The sequence below is a fragment of the Bradyrhizobium sp. CB1015 genome (assembly GCF_025200925.1).
GTDB lineage: Bacteria > Pseudomonadota > Alphaproteobacteria > Rhizobiales > Xanthobacteraceae > Bradyrhizobium.
This window is the reverse complement of record NZ_CP104174.1, coordinates 523844-544733: the sequence shown is the minus strand read 5'-3', so window position 1 is coordinate 544733 and position 20890 is coordinate 523844. Positions and strand designations below refer to the sequence as shown.

The 20890-nt window shown below is 65.1% G+C and carries 18 protein-coding genes, 1 tRNA gene and 1 pseudogene; 7 read left to right on the top strand and 13 right to left on the bottom strand.

The annotated features are described in order from the left end of the window. Positions 1–35 precede the first annotated feature (35 nt). The 3 genes from N2604_RS02520 (at position 36) to N2604_RS02510 (ending at position 4156) form a co-directional block, all read left to right on the top strand. Positions 36–1763, top strand: a complete 1728-nt coding sequence (locus N2604_RS02520; RefSeq protein WP_260373633.1) for a hypothetical protein — start codon at positions 36–38, stop codon at positions 1761–1763. Positions 1764–2055: 292 nt separating this feature from the next. Then, a complete protein-coding gene (locus tag N2604_RS02515; protein WP_260373632.1) occupies positions 2056–2781 on the top strand; it encodes a thermonuclease family protein in 726 nt (241 codons plus the stop codon). A 187-nt stretch (positions 2782–2968) separates the two neighbouring features. Continuing rightward, positions 2969–4156 carry an alanine--glyoxylate aminotransferase family protein gene (locus tag N2604_RS02510; RefSeq protein WP_260373631.1) on the top strand — a complete coding sequence of 396 codons (1188 nt, stop codon included), beginning with the start codon at positions 2969–2971 and terminating at the stop codon, positions 4154–4156. Between the two features lie 218 nt (positions 4157–4374). On the opposite strand, the gene N2604_RS02505 is transcribed toward N2604_RS02510, so the two are convergent. Together N2604_RS02505 and N2604_RS02500 are read right to left on the bottom strand one after the other, a co-directional pair. After that, positions 4375–5481, bottom strand: coding sequence for a hypothetical protein (locus N2604_RS02505; protein ID WP_260373630.1), 1107 nt, complete (start codon positions 5479–5481; stop codon positions 4375–4377). After that, positions 5481–6917: an MBOAT family protein gene (locus N2604_RS02500; RefSeq protein ID WP_260373629.1), complete on the bottom strand. Its 1437-nt coding sequence runs from the start codon at positions 6915–6917 to the stop codon at positions 5481–5483. The genes N2604_RS02505 and N2604_RS02500 overlap by 1 nt, the downstream gene beginning before the upstream one ends. 318 nt (positions 6918–7235) lie before the next feature. Here N2604_RS02500 and N2604_RS02495 point away from each other — a divergent pair, with 318 nt between their 5' ends. Next, entirely contained in the window at positions 7236–9335 is a 2100-nt protein-coding gene (locus N2604_RS02495) for a S9 family peptidase (protein ID WP_260373628.1), read from the top strand. A gap of 97 nt (positions 9336–9432) precedes the next feature. On the opposite strand, the pseudogene N2604_RS02490 reads toward N2604_RS02495, so the two are convergent. Continuing rightward, positions 9433–9600: pseudogene (locus N2604_RS02490) on the bottom strand (ribonuclease activity regulator RraA); the annotation flags it as partial. Positions 9601–9818: 218 nt separating this feature from the next. On the opposite strand from N2604_RS02490, the gene N2604_RS02485 reads away from it, so the two are divergent. Together N2604_RS02485 and ppa are read left to right on the top strand one after the other, a co-directional pair. Further along, a complete protein-coding gene (locus N2604_RS02485) occupies positions 9819–10328 on the top strand; it encodes a GNAT family N-acetyltransferase (protein ID WP_260373627.1) in 510 nt (169 codons plus the stop codon). A 179-nt stretch (positions 10329–10507) separates the two neighbouring features. Next, positions 10508–11044 (top strand): inorganic diphosphatase, encoded by a 537-nt coding sequence (gene ppa, locus N2604_RS02480; RefSeq protein WP_172787893.1) that lies wholly within the window; start codon positions 10508–10510, stop codon positions 11042–11044. A gap of 129 nt (positions 11045–11173) precedes the next feature. Here the strand turns inward: ppa and folD are convergent, their stop codons facing one another. The 3 genes from folD to N2604_RS02465 are packed head-to-tail and all read right to left on the bottom strand — an operon-like array spanning position 11174 to position 12719. After that, the gene (folD, locus tag N2604_RS02475; protein ID WP_260373626.1) at positions 11174–12058 is read right to left on the bottom strand and encodes a bifunctional methylenetetrahydrofolate dehydrogenase/methenyltetrahydrofolate cyclohydrolase FolD; all 885 of its coding nucleotides are present in this window, start codon (positions 12056–12058) and stop codon (positions 11174–11176) included. Positions 12059–12068: 10 nt separating this feature from the next. After that, positions 12069–12413, bottom strand: a complete 345-nt coding sequence (locus tag N2604_RS02470) for a DUF167 domain-containing protein (RefSeq protein ID WP_260373625.1) — start codon at positions 12411–12413, stop codon at positions 12069–12071. 15 nt (positions 12414–12428) lie between these two features. Next, the gene (locus tag N2604_RS02465) at positions 12429–12719 is read right to left on the bottom strand and encodes a YggT family protein (RefSeq protein ID WP_018645113.1); all 291 of its coding nucleotides are present in this window, start codon (positions 12717–12719) and stop codon (positions 12429–12431) included. A 204-nt stretch (positions 12720–12923) separates the two neighbouring features. Between N2604_RS02465 and N2604_RS02460 the strand changes: the two genes are divergently transcribed. Continuing rightward, positions 12924–12999, top strand: a tRNA-Ala gene (locus N2604_RS02460). A 116-nt stretch (positions 13000–13115) separates the two neighbouring features. Here the strand turns inward: N2604_RS02460 and N2604_RS02455 are convergent. From N2604_RS02455 to N2604_RS02425, 7 genes are all read right to left on the bottom strand, one after another. Then, a complete protein-coding gene (locus tag N2604_RS02455; protein ID WP_260373624.1) occupies positions 13116–13928 on the bottom strand; it encodes an enoyl-CoA hydratase in 813 nt (270 codons plus the stop codon). Positions 13929–14065: 137 nt separating this feature from the next. Beyond that, complete coding sequence (locus tag N2604_RS02450) at positions 14066–14860, bottom strand: glutamine amidotransferase (protein WP_260373623.1); 795 nt, start codon at positions 14858–14860, stop codon at positions 14066–14068. Between the two features lie 129 nt (positions 14861–14989). Beyond that, positions 14990–15769 carry an SDR family oxidoreductase gene (locus tag N2604_RS02445; protein WP_260373622.1) on the bottom strand — a complete coding sequence of 260 codons (780 nt, stop codon included), beginning with the start codon at positions 15767–15769 and terminating at the stop codon, positions 14990–14992. A gap of 187 nt (positions 15770–15956) precedes the next feature. Further along, positions 15957–16472, bottom strand: a complete 516-nt coding sequence (locus tag N2604_RS02440) for a TerB family tellurite resistance protein (protein ID WP_260373621.1) — start codon at positions 16470–16472, stop codon at positions 15957–15959. Between the two features lie 155 nt (positions 16473–16627). Then, on the bottom strand, positions 16628–18037 hold the full coding sequence (locus N2604_RS02435; RefSeq protein ID WP_260373620.1) for an adenylate/guanylate cyclase domain-containing protein: 1410 nt from the start codon (positions 18035–18037) through the stop codon (positions 16628–16630). Positions 18038–18087: 50 nt separating this feature from the next. After that, complete coding sequence (locus N2604_RS02430) at positions 18088–19458, bottom strand: cytochrome P450 (protein ID WP_260373619.1); 1371 nt, start codon at positions 19456–19458, stop codon at positions 18088–18090. 35 nt (positions 19459–19493) lie between these two features. After that, a complete protein-coding gene (locus N2604_RS02425) occupies positions 19494–20867 on the bottom strand; it encodes a hydrolase (RefSeq protein ID WP_260373618.1) in 1374 nt (457 codons plus the stop codon). Positions 20868–20890: the final 23 nt, after the last annotated feature.

Sequence of the window (20890 nt, the reverse complement as noted above, 5' to 3'; positions counted from 1 at the left end):
CGGCCCCGGCCGAGCCCCCCGCGACCAGGTATTTCATGAGCTTTCATTATTTTGCCGGCGCCGCCTGCCGGGCGCTGACGGCGCGGAAGGACGGCCCCACGCTTTACGACGTCTGCGATCCCGTATTGTCTGACACGGCCAGCGGCGATCCGCATCTGGCCAAATTCTACAAGACCGCACTCGGCAATCCCGCGCTGCGGATCCTGCTCCGCCGCGCCGGCCTCCCCGAGCTGCGCGACCAGGGGATGCTGACGCGGCTGCGCGCGGCCCTCACCCGGGCCCGCGACGACGTCGAGCCCGACTGGGCGACGGTCGGGCGGCCGGTCGCCGATCTCGTCGACGGCATCGCGCTCGACCATCCCCGGCCGCCGCCGGTGCCGTTCATCGCCGCCATGCCGCAGAGCGCGCAGATCGACGGCGTGATCCGCGATTGCGCGCAGCATCTGCTCGGCTCGTACCGCCGCCACGGCTTCCTGCCGACCTACGCCGCCTTCAACCTGATCGGCGACCCCGATTTCCGCGGACGTGAGCTGATCATGGCACTGACGGGACTGAACGCGCGCGGCTACAAGAATTCCTCGCTGCTGTTCAACCTCGCCCGCGTCTTCATCGCGCGCTCGCCGGCGCGCGCCGTGGTCAATCCGCCCTGGAAGGGCATTGCCGAGCCGATGTGGGAGCCGGTGCAGATCCGCCACCGCTCGGCCTATTACGACGCTTTCTTCATCGAGGCCCTGCTCAGCTTCGTCGAGACCGGGCTCGCCTCGCCGGCCGACAAGATCGCGGCGGAGCGCGCCATCGCCGACATGGTCGATTTCTGCGTCAACATCAGCCGCGAAGAGGTCGAGGGCATCGACGGCGCGCGCTTCAACGTCATCACGGCGCTGGCGCCGGCGCCGCATCCGCGCTTCTCCCGCTACTTCGCGCAAATCAAGCAGGACCTCGGCTTCGGCATCTACGTGCCGGATTGCGACACCACGGCCTGCTCGATCTCCGCAGCGACGCAGGCCGGCTGCCTTGATGCCATCATCGACCAGCCGCTCCTCGACTTCTATGCGGGCTATCAGGTGCGCGCCGGCGTCAACGAACCGCGCGTGAGCGTGCCGCTCAACGACAATATCGACTATGAGGGCGGGGTTGCGACCTGGATCGACAATCTTGCGGGCGAGCGCCCTTACGGCAACGATCTCGATCCGACACTCAACCTCGACATTCTCGAGGTCAGCTTTCGTAACCTTAAGCGCTGGAAAGTGCTGGAGACGCCGTCGCGGCTCGCCACCGTCCATCGCATCATCGGATTCCAGAAGCGCCTCGCAGCGAGCGGCGCCTTCGCCAATCCGCGCTCGCACATCTATTACCTGCCGGAGCTCTACAGCGCCTATTTCGGCCGCTGCTATGCCGCCTTCCTGGCGCTGCCGCTGGAGGCGCAGGCCGCGATCGATCCCGCCGGCGATTTCGATTTCATCCGCCACCGCGTGCTGTCCTACGTCAAGGCCGAGCTGATGGCGGCCGAGATGAACGTGTTCGACGCCGCGCTGGCGCTGATCGCGCTCGGCCATCTCGGCGCCGACCCGCGCGCCTTCGCACCGGCGCTGAACGTGATCGTCGCCGGGCTCGGTGAAGGCGGCCGCCGCGGCCCGTTCCGCGCCTATGAATGGAACAAGATGAAGACGCCGACGCGGATCCTGGTCGGTGGCCCCGAGGTGACCTCGGCCTTCGTGCTGATGGGGCTGGCGGTGGCGAAGCGGGCGATGGCACGGGGGTGATGTGTCCTCTTACCCTCCCCTGGAGGGGGACGGTCGATCGCGCGCAGCGCGAGCGGGGCGGGGTGACGGTCTCTCCGCGACGTACAGTGCCCGTGTTGAGAGATCACCCCACCCCGGGCTCACATTTCGCTGCGCTCAATGTGAGCCGACCCTCCCCCTCCAGGGGAGGGTAAGCAACACCGCCACAATGACAGGAAGTTGAAACCGATCTGTTCGGCCTGCGCTGGCCGGGCGGCCAAAAGCCGACCACAATTGCGCGGCTTATCGAGATTGTCATCACAACTGGACCGGCATGTTGCGAAAAGTCCTGATTGCGCTGTCCTTGTTCGCCATCCCTTCGCTGGCTGATGCCGCCGACATCACCGGCACGGCAAAGGTCCGCGCCGGCGATGCCGTGGTGATCGGCAACACGCGGATCCGGCTCGGCGGCGTCGACGCGCCTGCAGTCGACCAGCTCTGCCTCAACACCAAGACGGAGCGCTGGACCTGCGGCGTCGCGGCCCGCGACGAGCTCGCCAAATACACCGAGGGCAAGAATTGGGTCTGTCACACCCGTGCGATCGACCGGCGCGGCCGCACCGTGGCGCGTTGCGAGGTCGGCGGCGAGGACATCCAGAAATGGCTGGTGCGCAACGGCTGGGCGCTGGCCTACACCCGCGTCTCCAAGGACTACGAGCCCGACGAGGCTGCCGCGCGTGAGGCAAAAGCCGGCATGTGGCAGGGTGCCTTCATCGCGCCGTGGGACTGGCGCGAGCGCAACAAGAAGACCGCGATCCTGGGCGCGACCAAGCCGCCGGACGGCGCACACGCGGTGCTGCTCGCTTCGGCCTCGGGGCCGGTCGCGCCATCGCCGGACTGCACCATCAAGGGCAACGTCAACAGCGCCGGCGAATGCATCTATCACCAGCCGACCAGCCGCTGGTACACCCAGATCAAGATGAAGATCAGCAAGGGCACCCGCTGGTTCTGCTCGGTCGAGGAGGCCGAAGCGGCCGGTTGCCGGGAGACCAAGAGATGAGAGCATGGTCCGGACCCGAAGGACCGCGTTAGCGCAAAGTGTGAAGCGGTTTTCCGACAAGACCATGCACAAAGCAAAAAGCCACGCCAGACCTGCGTTTTGCGCGCTTTTCTTGGCCTCCAACGCCGCGTAAAAGTGAGACTCAGCAACCCACCATCCTGTTCTCAAGCAACAAGGACTGACAGCAATGACCGTTCGCGCGGGCCGGGAGTTTCTGGCCATCCCCGGGCCCACCACGATGCCCGACGAGGTGCTGCGGGCGATGCACCGTCCGGCGATCGACATCTACTCCAAAGAGATGCTGGATCTGACCGAGAGCCTGCTCAGCGACATCTCGAAACTGTTCGTGACCAAGGGCAAGTCCTACATCTACATCGCCAACGGCCACGGCGCCTGGGAAGCGGCACTGAGCAACGTGCTGTCGCGCGGCGACAAGGTGCTGGTGCTGGAGAGCGGGCGCTTCGCGATCGGCTGGGGCAACGCGGCGGCGCTGATGGGCGCCGAGGTCGAGGTGCTCAAGGGCGATTGGCGCCGCGCGGTGCGGCCGCACGAGGTCGAGGAGCGCCTGCGCCGCGACAAGGAGCACAAGATCAAGGCCGTCGTCGTCGTCCAGGTCGACACCGCCTCCGGCGTGCAGAACGACATCGAGGCGATCGGCAAGGCGATCAAGGCCAGCGGCCATCCCGCGCTCTACATGGTCGATACCGTCGCCTCGCTCGGCTGCATGCCGTTCGAGATGGACAAATGGGGCATCGACGTCGCGATGTCCGGCTCGCAGAAGGGCCTGATGACGCCGCCCGGTCTCGGCTTCGTCGCCGCCAATGCGCGCGCGCTCGAGGTGCACAAGAAGGCCAACATGTCGACGCCCTATTGGAGCTGGAGCGAGCGCGAGGGCACCGAGAACTATCGCAAATATGCCGGCACCGCACCGGTGCATCTGTTGTTCGCGCTGCGCCGGGCGATCGACCTGCTGCACGAGGAGGGGCTGGAGAACGCCTTCCGCCGCCACAGCCTGCTCGGCGAAGCCGCACGCCGCGCGGTTGCGATGTGGTCGGAAGGCCAGGTGCTCGGCTTCAATGTCGCGGAGGCGAGCGAGCGTTCCAACACCGTGACCACGGTGACCATGAGCAACGGCCATGATCCGGCGGTGCTGCAACGCTATTGCAAGGACAAGTGCGGCGTCGTGCTCGGCACCGGCATCGGTGATCTCTCGGGACAAGCCTTCCGCATCGCCCATATGGGCCATGTCAATGCACCGATGCTGCTCGGCACGTTGGGAGTGATCGAGGTGGGCCTCAACGCGCTGAAGATCCCACACGGCAAGGGCGGGCTGGAAGCGGCGGTGGCGTATCTCGGTGAAGAGGTAGCGGTGTAGGAAAGCGCTTTCTTCCTTCTCCCCTTGTGGGAGAAGGTGGCATAGGCGGCCTTCGGGCCGCCGTTCCTAAGAACGCCGAAGCGTAGCTTCGGCTATGGCGCCGGATGAGGGGTTATCTCCGCGAACTCAATTGCGAAACAGATTCGCGGAGAGATACCCCTCACCCGTCTCGCCGCTGCGCGGCGAGCCACCCTCTCCGACAAGGGGAGAGGGGAAGATCAGTGCTCTAGCCGATACGCTTCCACCTGCGCCTTCAGCTCCTCCAGCACCGCAAGCGGCATCTTCGGATCGACGCGATACTCCCCGCTCGGAAGCCATCTCAGCACCATCGCGTCCACGACCGGCGAATGGTGGATGACGTCGCTGTAGTTATCGAGATCGTGCGTGACTGCCTTGAGCGCGCGGAAATCGTGCAGGCGGACGTTGGGCAGTTGCGTCAGACGCTGCGCAATGTGCGCCGTGAGATCGGTGACGATCTTCAGCGTTTCGGGCGAGGCATCGCGCATCGCGACGAATTGCAGGATGGAATAGGGCGGGAAGTAGATGTCGAAGGTCACGTCGGGATGGCGCGTGATCAGGCCGACGGCGTCCTGCTCGAAATGCCGGACCATGGCCTCGAAGCCGTAGCCCTCGCCGAGGAAGCGGCTGCGTACGGGGCTGGTGATATAGGCAAAGGCGGCGAGCGTCTTCTTCGCGTTGTAGTCTCGCGCAACGTCGAAATCCCGCGCCAGGGCGTAGATGTCGTCGATGTCTGCCAGCGCGAACTTGACAGGAAGATAGGGCGACGCCCGGGTCAGCGGCTCCCGCAACAGCGGGACGGACCGCAGCAGCGCGAACAGGGATTCCTTCGCCATCGCCGCGCTGAACAGATAGGAGGCGATGCCTTTCGTCGTCCGGCGGTAGAGATCGACGGAGAGATAAGGATCGGCCTCGATATCGGCGGCATCGACGAAGATGAAGTCGTCCATCGCCCAGATCACCCGTCTTGCGCCGCGGTCGATCGCCTGCTCCAGCACGAAGGCCTGCTGGCGCGAATTGGAGCCGGTCATCGCCAGCTTGAGCGAGCGGACGCCGAGCGCGCGATCGATGTCGCTCTGGCGGAAATGGATCGCGAGCGAGGTGCCCATGAAGGCGGCGTCGAACGGCTGGCTGCGGATCAGCCCGGCATTCTGCACGCGCGTGTCCTCCGAGTAGAAGGCCGGGACCAGACGCGAGGGGCGGAACAATTGCAGGGGATCGACGACGAAGGTGAGCGCTGCGGCGCCAAGCACGCAGGCCGCGCTCGCCAGCAAAAGACGCCTGAGATGGGTGAACGCGCCCTGCATCAGAACCGGAAATAGATGAATTCGCTGTGGCTCTGGATGCCCAAGAAGCCGAACGCGAGCACCAGCGAGGCCGCATAGAGCACCAGGGGCCGCATGCGCCCTGCCCGCAAGGCCTCGCCGACCTCGCGGTTGCCGTGATCATATCCCATCAGCGCTTGCGTGTTCGGCGCCAGCCATACCAGCGCCGCATAGATCGCGACCTGCACCAGGGCTGCGATCTCCCCGCGGTCGAGCACGATGTTCGAAGGGGCAGCCATGGCGTGGAGCACCCGCAGTGCCCAGGCGACGCTCTCGGCGCGGAAGAACACCCAGGCCACGACGACGGCGAGGAAGGTCAGCACGGCGCCGAACATGCGGCCGGGGCGCGCCAGCCGCGGCGGAACGTTCGGCACCAGCGCGTTGAACGCGTGATTGACGCAGAGGTAGGCGCCATGCAGCGCGCCCCAAACCACGAACGTCCAGGCCGCACCATGCCAGAGCCCGCCGAGCAGCATCGTGATCATCAAATTGACGTAGCGCAGCACGCGGCCGCGGCGGTTGCCGCCGAGCGGGATATAGAGATAGTCGCGCAGGAATTGCGACAGCGTCATGTGCCAGCGCCGCCAGAACTCGACGATGCTGGTCGCCTTGTAGGGCGAGTTGAAATTGACGGGCAGGAAGATGCCGAACATCAGCGAGATGCCGATCGCCATGTCGGAATAGCCGGAGAAGTCGAAATAGAGCTGGAAGGTGTAGGCGAGCGCGCCAAGCCAGGCCTGGTCGAAGCTCGGCGAGCGCGCCTCGAAGGCGAGCGCGACCAGCGGCTGGATGCCGTCGGCAAGGCAGGTCTTCTTGAACAGGCCGATCGCGAAGATGATGATTCCGCACAGGATCAGATGCGCGTCCGGATGCTTGGTCTCCTTCTCTTCGAATTGCGGGATCATGTCCTTGTGATGGAGGATGGGCCCGGCGATCAGATGCGGGAAGTAGGTCACGAACAGCGCGTAATGCGGCAGCGCATAGGCCGCGACCTGGCCGCGATAAGCATCGACCAGGAACGCGATCTGGGTGAAGGTGTAGAAGGAGATGCCGACCGGCAGCAGGATCTGGACCGCGACATGCGTGCCGAGCAGCGCGTTGATGTTCTCGGCGACGAAGCCGGCATATTTGAAGATGCCGAGCATGAGGAGATCGCCGACAACGCCGACAGCGAGCGCGGCCTTTCGTTGCCGGTGCGCAAGTTCCGCCACGATGAGAAGATGGCCGACGCCGTAGTTGAAGGCGATCGAGAGCAGCAGCAGGGCGACGAACTGCCAGCTGCCGATTGCATAGAAGGTGATCGAGGCCAGTGCCAGCCAGATCACCGGAGCCAGATTGCTGCGCCGGCCGAGCCGGAAATAGCCGGCGAGCACGATCGGCAGGAACAGCAGGATGAAGGGATAGGAATTGAACAGCATCGGGCTGGACCGGCGGCGGGGATAGCGTCCCTAAAGCATACAAGGGGCTGGTCAACAACCCGGTGGGATGGGGCGGTCGTGCTGGCAATCCGCGGAATCGGGACGATATAAGATGGAACACGGCGAGCCGCTTTTCTTCTCCCTCTCCCCGTTCTTACGGGGAGAGGGTCGGGGTGAGGGCCTCTCTCAACGGATGCGATCGTCGAGAGACCTGTACCCCCTCACCCGGAATTTGCTTACGCAAATTCCGACCTCTCCCCGCAGGCGGGGAGAGGTGAAGAAGGGCGACATCGCAGATACCCATTGAATGAGGACCGAGTGACCCAAGCCAAGACGCCTTCGAAGCCCCCCGTCGCCCCGCGCCGGCCGCATTCCTTCACGCGGCACGGCATCACCGTCACCGACGATTATGCCTGGCTGAAGGACGCGAACTGGCAGGAGGTGCTGCGCGACCCCACCGTGATCGATCCGGATATCCGCAAATATCTCGACGAGGAGAACGTCTACACCGAGAGCCTGCTCGGCCATACCGCGTCGCTGCAGAAGACGCTGGTGCGCGAGATGCGCGGACGGATCAAGGAGGACGATTCCAGCGTGCCGTCGCCGGACGGGCCGTTCGCCTATTTCCGCAGGTTCCGCGAGGGCGGGCAGCACGAGTTGTTCGGCCGCATGCCGCGCGACGGCGGCGACGGCGAGATCGTGCTCGACGGCGACGCGCTCGCCAAGGACCACTCATATTTCAAGTTCGGCGGCAGCCGGCACTCCTACGATCACAAGCTGCAGGCCTGGAGCGCCGACACCAAGGGCTCGGAATATTTTTCGATCCGCGTGCGCGACTGGGCGACGGCCAAGGATCTCGACGATCTCGTCGAGGAGACCGACGGCGGCGTGGTCTGGGCCGCGGACTGCAAGAGCTTCTTCTATGTGAAGCTCGACCACAATCATCGGCCGATGCAGGTGTGGCGGCACAAGCTCGGCATGAAGCAGGCCGACGACACGCTGGTCTATGAGGAGCAGGATGCCGGCTGGTTCACCCATCTGCATGAGAGCACCAGCGGCCGCTTCTGCGTGATCGCGGGCGGCGATCACGAGACCTCGGAGCAGCGGCTGATCGACCTCGCCAACCCCGACGCGCCGACGCGCCTCGTCGCGGCGCGCGAGGAGGGCGTGCAATATTCGCTCGCCGACCGCGGCGACGAGCTGTTCATCCTCACCAATGCCGATGACGCCATCGACTTCAAGATCGTCACCGCGCCGCTTAGCCAGCCCGAGCGCAAGAATTGGCGCGATCTGATCCCGTATCGTCCCGGCATCTACATCATCGACCTCGATCTCTATGCCGGCCATCTGGTGCGGCTCGAGCGCGCCAATGCGCTGCCGTCGGTCGTGATCCGCGATCTCGCTGGCGGGGAGGAGCATGCCATCGCCTTCGATGAGGCCGCTTACTCGCTCGATACGATGGGCTCCTACGAGTTCGAGACGACTACCCTGCGCTTTGCCTATTCGTCGATGACGACGCCGTCGGAAGTCTATGATTACGACATGACGAAGCGAACGCGCGTGCTGCGCAAGCGGCAGGAGATTCCGTCGGGGCATAACCCGGCCGACTACGTCACGACGCGCATCATGGCGAAATCGCATGACGGCGCCGAGGTGCCGGTCTCGATCCTCCATCGCCGCGGGCTGAAGCTCGACGGCGCGGCGCCGCTGTTGCTCTACGGCTACGGCTCCTACGGCATGGCGATGCCGGCCTCGTTCAGCGCCAACCGCCTGTCGCTGGTCGATCGCGGCTTCGTTTACGCCATCGCGCATATTCGCGGCGGCGCCGACAAGGGCTGGGGCTGGTATCTCGACGGCAAGCGCGAGAAGAAGACCAACTCGTTCGACGATTTCGCCGCCAGCGCCCGTGCGCTGATCGATGCGAAATATACCAGCGCCAAGCGCATCATCGGCCATGGCGGCTCGGCCGGCGGCATGCTGATGGGCGCGGTGGCCAACCGCGCCGGCGAATTGTTCGCCGGCATCGTCGCGGAGGTGCCGTTCGTCGACGTACTCAACACCATGCTCGACGACACGCTGCCGCTGACGCCGCCGGAATGGCCGGAATGGGGCAATCCGATCGAGAGCGAGAAGGATTTCCGCACCATCCTGTCCTACTCGCCTTACGACAACGTCGCGGCGAAGGACTATCCGGCGATCCTGGCGATGGGCGGACTTACTGATCCCCGGGTCACTTACTGGGAGCCCGCCAAATGGATCGCACGCCTGCGCGCCACCATGACCGGCGGCGGGCCGGTCCTGCTGCGCACCAATATGGGCGCCGGCCACGGCGGCGCTTCGGGGCGCTTCGACCGGCTGGACGAAGTCGCGATCGTGTACGCGTTCGCGCTATGGGCGGCGGGGATGGCGGAGGCGTGACGTCGTAGCCCGGATGGAGCGCAGCGCAATCCGGGATTCGCGCAGACATCAAGACTGTTCCCGGATCACGCTTCGCTCCATCCGGGCTACGAGAGCGCTACCGCCCGTTCTTCCTGCGCCATTCCGCGAAATCGGTGAGCGTCTGCGGATCGGTGGCGGGATAGAGACCGAAGATGCCGCGGCCCTTGCCAACTTCCTCGGTGACGAAATCCTCGAACGCGGTCATTTCGAAAGTTTCGTTGGCGATCTCGTCTGCCAAATGCGCGAATCATTATTGGCCGACTTTCTGCGGTGCCATTGCCGTCCCCTCGTTGCCGCGACGTGGTTTTGCACCGACGCCGGCCCGCGACGGCCCGGTTGAAGCAGCGACTTGTTCTCTTTCGGCACAACATGGCCGAAATACTGATGCAGAAAGTCCACAGGTTAACCGATAATTAACGATAGGTCTTGCCGCCGGCGCGGCGACTTGGTTTGATCGCGTCCATGAGCACAACCCTGATCGAGGTCCGGCCGGCCAAAGCTGCAGATGCTGCTGCGGTGGCGTCGACCCATGACGAAGCTTGGCGTTCGGCCTATCAGGGCATCATTCCCGGCGCCGAGCTGGAGAAGCTGATCAACCGCCGCGGTCCGCATTGGTGGGACAGCGCGATCCGCAAGGGCAGCCGTGTCAGCGTGCTGGTGTTCGGTGACAAGATCGCCGGCTACGCCAATTACGGCCGCAACCGGGCCCGCAGCCTGCATTTCGACGGCGAGATCTACGAGCTTTATTTGCGGCCCGAGTTTCAGGGCCTCGGCTTCGGCCGCCGCCTGTTCGCTGCCGCCCGCCGCGACCTGATGCAGAGCGGGCTGAAGAGCATGGTGGTGTGGGCGCTCTCGGACAACGACCCGGCCACCGAGTTCTACCGTGCCCTGGGTGGCCGTATGGTGGCGCGCTCGTCGGAGCGGTTCGGGCCGAAGGCGCTCGACAAGGTTGCCTTCGCTTGGACCAATTGAGCTGCTGAAACCCTAACCAGGCAGCGTTCCCATCCGTCGATACCGCCGGCCGATCGAGCCGGTGATCGCCGGATTCATTATTTCACAAAAACGCGATGGATCAGCGGGCCAAGCCCGCGTATGACAGCGCCAAAATCGCTGCCGGGCGCGATTTATCCTCGGCAACAACGGAGCCTTGAATGCGTATCGATGCGGTCTCGATCGGAAAAAACGTCCCCCACGACGTCAATGTCATCATCGAGGTCCCCGTGGGCGGCGAGCCGATCAAGTACGAGATGGACAAGGAAGCCGGCACGCTGGTGGTCGACCGCTTCCTGTATACGCCGATGCGTTACCCCGGTAATTACGGCTTCATCCCGCACACGCTGTCGGATGACGGCGACCCTTGCGACGTGCTGATCATCAACACCCGCGCCATCATCCCCGGCGCCGTCATGAGCGTGCGCCCGGTCGGGGTGCTGTTCATGGAGGACGAAGCCGGCGGCGACGAGAAGATCCTGGCGGTGCCGTCGTCCAAGCTGACGCAGCGCTACGACAAGGTGAAGTCGTATTCCGATCTGCCCGACATCACGCTGCAGCAGATCCAGCACTTCTTCGAGCACTACAAGGATCTCGAAAAGGGCAAGTGGGTGAAGATCCTGCGCTGGGGCGGCCCGGAGGAAGCGCACAAGCTGATCCAAGAAGGCATCGAGCGCGAAAAGAAGAAGAAGGGCTAGGTTTTTCCGTGCCCCGGACGCAGCGCAGCGTGAAACGATGCGCTGCTGAGCCGGGGCCCAGTACAGTGGCGCCATGGGTCCCGGCTCAGCGTCGCGCCATTTCATGCCGCGCCGCGTCCGGGACACGAGTCACACCGCCGGCTTCGGCAGCCCGGCAATCGCACAGGCCGCGCGGAGCGTGTTCACCAGGAGGCACGCCACCGTCATCTGGCCGACACCGCCCGGCACCGGCGTGATCGCGCCGGCAACGGCAAGCGCTTCCTGATAGGCGACGTCGCCGACGAGCCGCGTCTTGCCGTCCTCCTTCGGGATGCGGTTGATGCCGACATCGATCACGGTCGCACCCGGCTTCAGCCAGTCGCCGCGCACCATCTCAGGCTTACCCACGGCGGCATAGACGAGGTCCGCCTTTTTCACGAGGCCGGGCAGATCGCGCGAGCGCGAATGCGCGATCGTCACTGTGGCGTTCTCGTTCAGCAGCAATTGCACGAGCGGGCGGCCGACCAGATTGGAGCGGCCGATGACGATGGCGTTCAGGCCCTCCAGCGAGGCATGCACGCTTTTGGTGAGGATGATGCAGCCGAGCGGCGTGCAGGGCGACAGCGCCTCGAAGCCGCCGGCGAGCCGGCCGGCATTGTTCGGATGCAGCCCGTCGACGTCCTTGGCGGGATCGATGGCGTTGATGACGGCCTCGGTATTCAACCCCTTCGGCAACGGCAATTGCACGAGAATGCCGTGCACGGCGGGATCGCGGTTGAGCTTTGCGACCATTGCCAGCAGATCTGCCTGCGAGACGTCGGCCGGCAGCTTGTGCTCGAACGAGGCCATGCCCGCGGCCTGGGTCTGGGTGTGCTTTGAGCGGACATAGACCTCGCTGGCGGGGTCATTGCCGACCAGGACCACCGCAAGGCCCGGCACCAGATTGTGCTCGCGCTTGACGCGGGCGACCTCCTCAGCGACGCGGCCACGGAGTCCTGCCGCAATGACTTTTCCATCGATGATCTCAGCGGTCATGTCAGTTCCCTCAGTCCTTCGATTTGGTCGATACGAGCTGGCGCAGGGCTTCGCCGAGCCGCGCCGGATCGCCGTCGACCGCGATCTGCTTCAGCCGCGACGTGGCTCCGGATAGCAATTTCACGCTGGCCTTGGGCACGCCGAGCGATTTCGCCAGCAGCGCCAGAACGGCCTTGTTGGCCTCGCCACCATCGGCAATGGCGCGGACCCGCACCTTGAGCACGCTGCGACCATCCGAGAGTTGCTCGATGCCGTCGATATCGTCGCGGCCGCCGCGCGGCGTCACCCGCAACGCGATGCTGAGTCCTGTGGTCGAGTAACGCCAGGGTTCCCTAGAAGCTTCTTTCGCAACCAAGGCGCTCCAGCCCGCTTAGATCACGTTCGGGTAGATGTAGTACAGGATCACCCGCTCGATGAACATGATGATCAGGATCAGGATGATCGGCGAGATGTCGAGACCGCCGAGACTGGGCAGGAAATTGCGAATCGGCGCCAGCAGCGGCTCGGTGATCCGGTACAGGAACTCCGCCACCGCCGACACGAACTGGTTACGCGTGTTCACGACGTTGAAGGCGATCAGCCAGGACAGGATCGCGGAGGCGATCAGCAGCCAGACGTAGAGGTCGAGCACGATGATGACGATGTCGAGAACGGCACGCATGGCTTATGAGGCCTCTGGCTTTTGATAACTCTGGCTCGGTCGGGATTGACGCCCCGTTTGCTAGATATCGGTTCCCCCCGGTCCAAACAAGGGAAGTCGGCGCCCGGAGGGCTAAAACCGGGTTACACCCGTCCTTGACTTGACCTTGGCGGGGACTTAAATGGCGCCCGGTTGTCGGCCGCGTTCACCAGAGCGGCCAGCAAAGGGGCCATAGCTCAGCTGGGAGAGCGCGTCGTTCGCAATGACGAGGTCGGCGGTTCGATCCCGCCTGGCTCCACCAGCCTTCGCTCGCTTCGCGAGCTACGGCTAGGCAAGCCAGCCATGCTCTTTCGTGGCGAAGTGAGCGTCCCGCCATAGCCCGAAGGGCGACGGCGGACCTTCTCCGTAGACTCCCCCCTACCTCCCCGTAAACCTCGGCGGCCGCTTTTCCATGAAGCTCGCTACACCCTCCCGGAAATCACTTCCGTTCAGCGCCACCATCATCTCGCGGTTGGCCTCGATCGTCGCCTCCGCCAGCGTCTGGAACGGCACTTCGTAGAGCTGGCGCTTGATCACGGCCATCGCGCTCGGCGAGACGAAATCGGCGAGATCGCGCGCATAGGCGTAGGTCTCCTCGCGCAGCTTCTCCGGCGAACAGAGCCGGTTGACCAGCCCGATCCGCAGCGCCTCCTCGCTGGAGACGCGCCGCGCCGAGAGCAACAGATCCAGCGCATTGGCGTGGCCGACGATGCGCGGCAGCATCCAGCTGATGCCGTGCTCGGCGATCAGGCCGCGCCGCGCGAAGGCGGTGGTGAACACGGTGTTGTCGGCGGCAAAGCGCAGGTCGCAATAGAGCGCGTGGACGAGGCCGATGCCGGCGGTCGCACCGTTGAGCATGGCGATGACCGGCTTCTTGATCGAAGGATAATAGCCGTACCGCGTCTGCCAGTCCGGCCGGCGATTCATGTCGAACGGCGGCAGGTTCGAGGCACGCCTGACGTCGTTGGGATCGAGGCCCTTCAGCGCATCCATGTCGGCGCCGGCGCAGAAGGCGCGGCCGGCGCCGGTGAGGACGATGACGCGGACATTGTCATCGGCGTTCGACGCCTCCATCGCGTGGCGCACGTCGCGCTCCATGATCGGCGTCCATGCATTCATGCGATCGGGGCGATTGAGCGTGATAGTCGCGATCTTGTCGCTCACCTCATAGAGAATGTGTTCGTAGGCCATGACGCTCTCCCTGGTTTGCCGGCGCGATTGCGCGCGCGCTCGTTGGCAGCGAGCCTAGCATATCCAAGGAAGGGGCAGCGACTTGCGCCAAGGGCCTGCGCCAAGGATCTGCGCCAAGGACCTGCGCGAAGGCGCGATCACTCGGCGGCTTGCGCCAGCACCGGCCGGCGCTCCAGCCAGCCGTCGAGGAAATGATCGAGCCAGGCGCGTTCGGCGACATCGTAGACGGCGCGATCCGCGAAGTGATGATGCCGCTGCCGTGCACCGGGCGCGCTGAAGCCGTCGTAGCCGCGCGTGGTCCAGCGGCACATCATCGCGTAGGTCACATCGGGGTGGAACTGCACGCCGAAAGCATTGCCGGCGCGGAACGCCTGCACCGGGAAATCATCACCTTCGGCGAGCAAGTCGGCGCCGACCGGCAGCTCGAAGCCCTCGCGATGCCAATGATAGACCTGCGCCGGCCAATCCGGGCAGAGCGCGCGGCCCGCGGCGGTCGGCCGGATCGGGTAGTACCCGATCTGCGTCAGCGCCTGCGCATGCGGCGCGACGCGCGCACCGAGCTGTATCGCCAGCATCTGCGCACCGAGGCAAATGCCGAGCAACGGCCGCTGTTCGCGAAGCGGAATTTCGATCCAGTCGATCTCGCGGCGGATGTAATCGTCGGGATCGTTGGCGCTCATCGGGCCGCCGAAGATCACCGCGCCGGCATGCTGATCCAGCGTCTCGGGCAGCGGATCGCCGAAGCGGGGACGGCGGATGTCGAGGCGATGGCCGAGCGCGCGCAGCGCATTGCCGACGCGGCCGGGTGTCGAGCATTCCTGATGCAGGACGATCAGAATCGGCCGCCGGGTTTCAGTGGCGGCGGCGTTCGGCGCCCTCTGTGGGAAGGCGACCACCTCTGCGCCACCAAACCTGTCCGTCCGGAACGACATGGCCTCTGCGAGTGCTATCGGTTCAGACCGCCAGCATAGCTAAGCGATGGTTAACATCGTGTGAGTTTGCGCACACACGCCGCGTGCTTGAAGCAAGCTCCGGGCCACTACGGATGCCGCCGGCGATGTTCAGCGCCTCTGCCTCTGGAACCGGCTGGTGGCGGCCAGGATGAAGCCGCGCGGGAAGAAGCGCAGCGCGAACGGCACAATCTTGATGCCGAGACCCGGCAGCACTGCCCGTTTGTTGGCCATCAGGCCGCGATACGCCTCCCGCGCAACTTGGTCGGCAGAGACGTTGAGAGCAGCCGTATCATGTTGCGATCCAACGCCGGCGCGGGCCTGGAATTCCGTGGGCACCGGGCCCGGGCAAAGCACGGTGACGCGGACGCCGCGGGGCGCGAGCTCCGCCCGCAATGCTTCGGTGAAGGAGATCACATAGGCCTTTGACGCGTAGTAGACGGCCATGCCGGGGCCGGGCAGGAAGCCTGCAACCGAGCCGACATTGAGAAGACCGCCCTTGTTCCTGATGAGCTGATCGGCGAAGCGCAGCGACAGATCCGTCAGGGCCCGGACGTTGACGTCGACGATGCCGAGCTGCGTGTCGCGATCGCGCTCGATGGCGTCGCCGAACACGCCGAAGCCGGCATTGTTGACGAGATGATCGAGCTCGACGCCTTCGGCGGCAAGTGCTGCGGCGATCCTCTCGCCGGCATCCGCGTCCTCGAGGTCGCAAGCGATCACGATCGGCTTCTTGCCGCCCCTGGCGGCGAGCTCGTTCGCGAGCGCTTCGAGCCGATCCACCCGTCTCGCGGTCAATGCGAGGCGATGTCCATTGGCGGCAAACACGCGCGCCAGCTCCATCCCGATGCCCGCCGAGGCACCGGTGATCAACGTTACCCGCTCAGTCACGATCGAAGTCTCTTGAATTGAAGTCTGTGGCCCCGGCAATGGCTGAACGAGAGCATAGGCCGTGCGCGCCATGCAAGCGGCGCTGGCAGCATGGCGGCTTGAGAAGGCGACAGGGGATCAGGAAAGACCGTTATTTGCAGCCGAATCCGCAAAAGCGGAGGGCCGCCGGGCTTACATTAAAGTTTCGTCATGTGGCTCGCAGGCCAGGCAATCCGCCGGGGACGACGGCGCGATCCTTAACCTTGCCACCGGCACGCTCCGCAACGGCGTGCTTCAGCTCGATCCGGTCACGCTGGGAAATGCCGAGCAGATCGGACGCGCGCCAGACCACATTGTCCTCGAATTCGCTGACCTGACCGTCGGCATAGACCAGCTCCCACATCATCTGCACGATCCGCTTGCGACCCGCTTCGTCGAGCGAGCGCATGATGACGCTGGTGAAGTGATAGAGGTCGACGGCCTCGCCCTCGACCTGGGTGGCGTCCGCGATGAGACGGTCAGCGGTGCCGCGGTCGAGCCCGAAATGGCTTTCGATCAGGCTGTGCAGCTTGCGCTGCTCGGTCGCGCTGGGCTGGCCGTCCAGCGAGACCACATGGACCAGCAGCGCGGTCGCGGCCAGCCGATAATCGCTGTCGCCGAATGCGCGGTCCTGGGCTTGGGGACCGACGATGTCGGCGATGAATTGGCGCAAGCCGTCAAGCATGGGTCCTACCGAGATCGATGACGCCGCAAGGAGCGCGGCCGTTACCAGCATTATATGAGCAGGAAACTCAGCCGACGCAACGTGCGTCAGTTCCGCGCGCGTATTACGTTTCGGCAATCTGTTCACGGTCATTCCGGGGAATGACGGTTTGAGACTCACGGTATCTCGTACACCACCATCTTGTCGGCGATGCCACGTAGCGCGGCCTGCTTCTGGATCGGCTTGATGGCGCGCTGCTCGAGCACCTCGGCGACCGCGGGCGCATCCGCCACCGGGCCGGTGATGTGGATCTCCTGCGCGGTCGACAGGCTTTGCACGCGCGCCGCGATGTTGACGGTCTGGCCGAAATAATCCTGCCGCTCGTTGAGCATCACGGCAAGACAGGGGCCTTCATGGATGCCGATCTTGACGATGAGATCGGCGGTGCCGCGTTGCTTGTTGAGCGCGTCCATGGCCGCGCGCATCCGCAAGCCGGCGACGATGGCGTGCTCGGGACGGACGAAGGTCGCCATCACGGCATCGCCGATGGTCTTCACCACGGCGCCTCTTTCGGAGGAGATGATCTCGAGCAGCGCATGGAAATGCGCGCGCACGAGATCGAACGCGGCGAGGTCGCCGACGCGCTCGTAGAGCGCGGTCGAGCCCTTCAAATCGGTGAACAGGAAGGTCAGCGAGGTGATCTGAAGCCGCTGATCGAGACTGAGATTGTCCGCCTTGAAGACGTCGCGAAAGGTCTGGTTCGACAGCATCCGCTTGGCGGTGAGGAACGGCTTGCGCTTGCCGATGAGATGGTGAAGCGCCTCGGCCGCGATGAAGACCGAGGGCAGCACGCGCACGCCGGCCTGGTTCTCCAGCGACAGACGCAGCGGCCCCGGCCGCATGGTCGTCGTTCCCGTCGGGGCCTGCACCTTGTTGTACATGATGGCGAGCTGCTGGCGATCCCTGGTCGGCTCGCCCTGCACATCGATAAAATGCGCGGCGTGCGTCACCGGCTCGAAAATGATGACGAAGTCATCAGGCAGCTGCAGCGACATGGTCGCTTTCTCGCCCGCCGGCAGCTCCATCGTGTCGAGCGTCACCTCGTTCGCAAGTGTCGCAAAGGATTCCTTGTTGAAGTCGACGCCGGAGCTCCAGAACACCTGCTTGAAATATTCCCAGACCGGAAGCGTATCGGGGTCGTGCGCCGCGATGCGCCGGACACGTGGGTTCACGGTGAAGGAGACCTCGACCTGATCGTCGACCGAGGCCTTGTAGCCGCAGGCGCAGAGCGCGCAGTGATAATCGTCCGGCTTGAGCGCCTTCAGCGTCGAATGCGCGCCCAACACCCCGCCGCAGCCCGGGCACAGCACGTTCCAGCCGAGGTCGAACAGGCCGAGCCGCGCCGAATGCAGGAAGGCCGAGATCACGCGCTCCTCGTCGAGGCCGTTCTGCGTGGAGAAATCGAGCACGTTGACGCGGTTGAGCTCGTGATCTTCGCCATCTGCGATGAGACGCGCGATCGCATCGACCACCTTGGGATCGGCGGTCTGCTTCAGAACGGAGAACTGGGCCTGGATGTCGCTCATGGCGAAACTCTATCTAGGGTGGGTCAAGCCAGCGGCCAGACGCGCGCCTGTCACCGACGCGTGATGCGGAACATGGGTGAGTGGTCCGGCTGGGTGGTGACGACGCCGAGCGGGATCACGGTGGTCGCGGGGTCCGCGAGCTCGACACGGAATGCGCCGATCAGCCGCGCCAACGCCAGCACGGATTCGGCCTGGGCAAACGGCGCGCCGATGCAGACGCGCGGACCTGCGCCGAACGGCAGGTAAGCGAAACGGTCCGGCGCCTCCTTCGAGATGAAGCGTTTTGGAATGAAGGCGTTCGGCTGATCCCACAGCTTCTCGTGCCGGTGCAAGAGCCAGGGCGCGATCATGATGATGTCGCCCTTGCCGATCTCGACACCCGCCGCGTTGTCCTTATCGCGCGCGGCACGCGCGACCAGGAAGGCCGGCGGATAGAGCCGCATCGTCTCGTCGATCACCGCGCGGGTGAATTTCTGGCGATCGATGTCGGCCATGCTGTCGAGATGCTCGCCGCGGGTCTCGGACGCCACCTCCTCCTGCGTATCAGGGTCGAGCGCGAGCAGATAGAGCGCCCAGAACAGCGCCGTTGCCGTGGTCTCGTGACCGGCGAGGATCATGGTCGCGACCTCGTCGACGAGTTGCTCGTCCGAGAAGCCCTTGCCCGTTTCGGGATCGCGGGCCTCGTCCATAAGATCGAACAGGTCGCGCGGCGGCGCGCCGCCCTTCTTGCCGGACTTACGCCGCTCGGCAATCAGCATGGCCACGAACTCGGTCCAGCGCTTGCGGAAGCGGGCGCGGGCAAGATCCATCGGGCTCGGCCAGGACACCGGCAGCACCATGTCGAGGAAATAGGGACGCCCCAACCGCGCGGCATATTCCATGATGAAGTTGCGCAGGGTCGCGCCGTGCTGGTCCATGCCGAACGAGAACATCGTGCGCCCGGCGATCTCGAGCGTCATCCGCTGCATGATCGCGCGCAAGTCGACCGGCTCACCGGTTTGCGCGTCCAGCTTGGCGATGGTCTCGTCGAGCACCGCCGTCATGTGCGGAACGAGGTTTGCGGTCGCGCGCGGCGTGAAGGCCGGCGCCAGCGTGCGGCGCTGAAACGTCCAGGAATGACCTTCCGCGATCAGAAGGCCGTCGCCGAGCACCGGGCGCAGCATGCGGATGCCGGCCGGCGTGCGCGTGTAGTTCTCGTAATTGCTGAGCAGGACATGCCGGATCGCGTCCGGTTGGTTCAGGATGAAACTGTTGCGGAAGAAGAAGCGGCCCGGGATGACCTCTTCCTCATAGGCGCGTTGCCCCCAGGTCGCGATCATATTCTGGCGGACGACCGCGAGCCGGCCGAAGAACGACATATCGTCGGGCGCACGCGGGGGAGCCGGAGGGATGATGGGCCGACGCACGCTGGCGATATTCATGGCTCTCTCCCGCAAGATGGGACGCAGGTAAATAGCTAGTAAGTCAGCTCGGCAATGGCAATCCGGTTCTCGGACGCAGGCCAGGCGCGTGCCACAATCCGTTCTTCGCCGAATTGGGCTACGATGTTACGTCCGACCTCGTTGGCGGGAAGCCGCAGGGTTGCTGCCGTATCCGTGGGCACGCCCGGCTTGACATCGGCCGGCTCCTTGCCGTCGAGCAGCACCACGTCGCGCGGCAGGCCGAAATAGCCGCGCGGACGCGACATGATCACGACGGCGCCGGCGTCCTTGTCGGCCGGCCCGAGCGGGCGCGCAGGCCGCAGATGCACGACCTCGGACGAGCGCGGGAAGGGCGAGCGGTAAATATGCGTCGTCGGCGCATCCGGCGAGGTCAGCACGAATTCGAGCGACCAGGCGGGATCGACCTGCGCCGACCCCCAGCGGCCATCGGAGCCCGTCTTCGAGCTATGCAGCGCGCCGCCATTGCGCTCACCGGTATCGGGATCGACACGGAAGACATCGACGATTGCACCCGCGACCGGGCGATTGGTCGGCGCGCCGCCGGGTGTGCCCGTGACCAGGCCGCTCAATGACACGCTGGTCTCCGGCACGATCGCGATGCGCGCAGGTTCGCGCCCGGCGATGAACTTGTAGATCTCCCGAAACGCGCGCGGGTGAAAAGCCACCTCGCGATGGTCGAGCGCGCCGAGCACGAGATTGGTGGCGCCCTTCAGCTCCGGCCCTTCGGCGGTGACATTGGTCGGCGTGCCGGGCTTGCCGATGAAGCGGCCGTCGCTCTGCGCATATTTATCCATGCCGTCGCTGCGCAGCGTGAGGAAGGCAACACCCGGCGTCACCTCGCTCTCGCCTTCGTTCAGGCTGCGCAGGAACGTGCCGCGGCCGTTGAATTCGTTGTTGGGCTGGTCGTCGGTCGCGAACACGCCGTGATTGGGCGTGCCGCACAGCACGGCATGGCTGACATCGCCGGCGCCGCCGCTTCTGATGACATTGCGGATCGCGTTGCCGCCGCGCGAGCTGCCGACCAGCGCCACGCGAGGTGCGCCGGTGCGGCGCTTCAGTTCAGTGATGGCGGCGGCGAGCTCGCGGCGCTGGTCCTCGGTCGAGGAGCGGCCCGCCTGCTCGACCTTGTCGTCGTTGCGCGCCAGCGGGTCGGTGAAATTGATCGCCATCATGCGCTCGCGCGCGACGCCGTTGGACTCCATCCGCCACAAGGTGGTCATCCAGAGCGCGCCGTAATCGCCATTGCCGTGGACGAACAGAATCGGCGGCAGCTCCGTGCCCGGCGCGGCGGCGGGCGCAGTCTGGGCAAGCGCCCCCGCCCGCAAGCTCGCAATTGCGAAAGGCACGCTCGCAGCCCCTTGCAAAATCGTCCGTCGCGACAACTTCATTTGTTCCTCCCCGGCAACCGCCT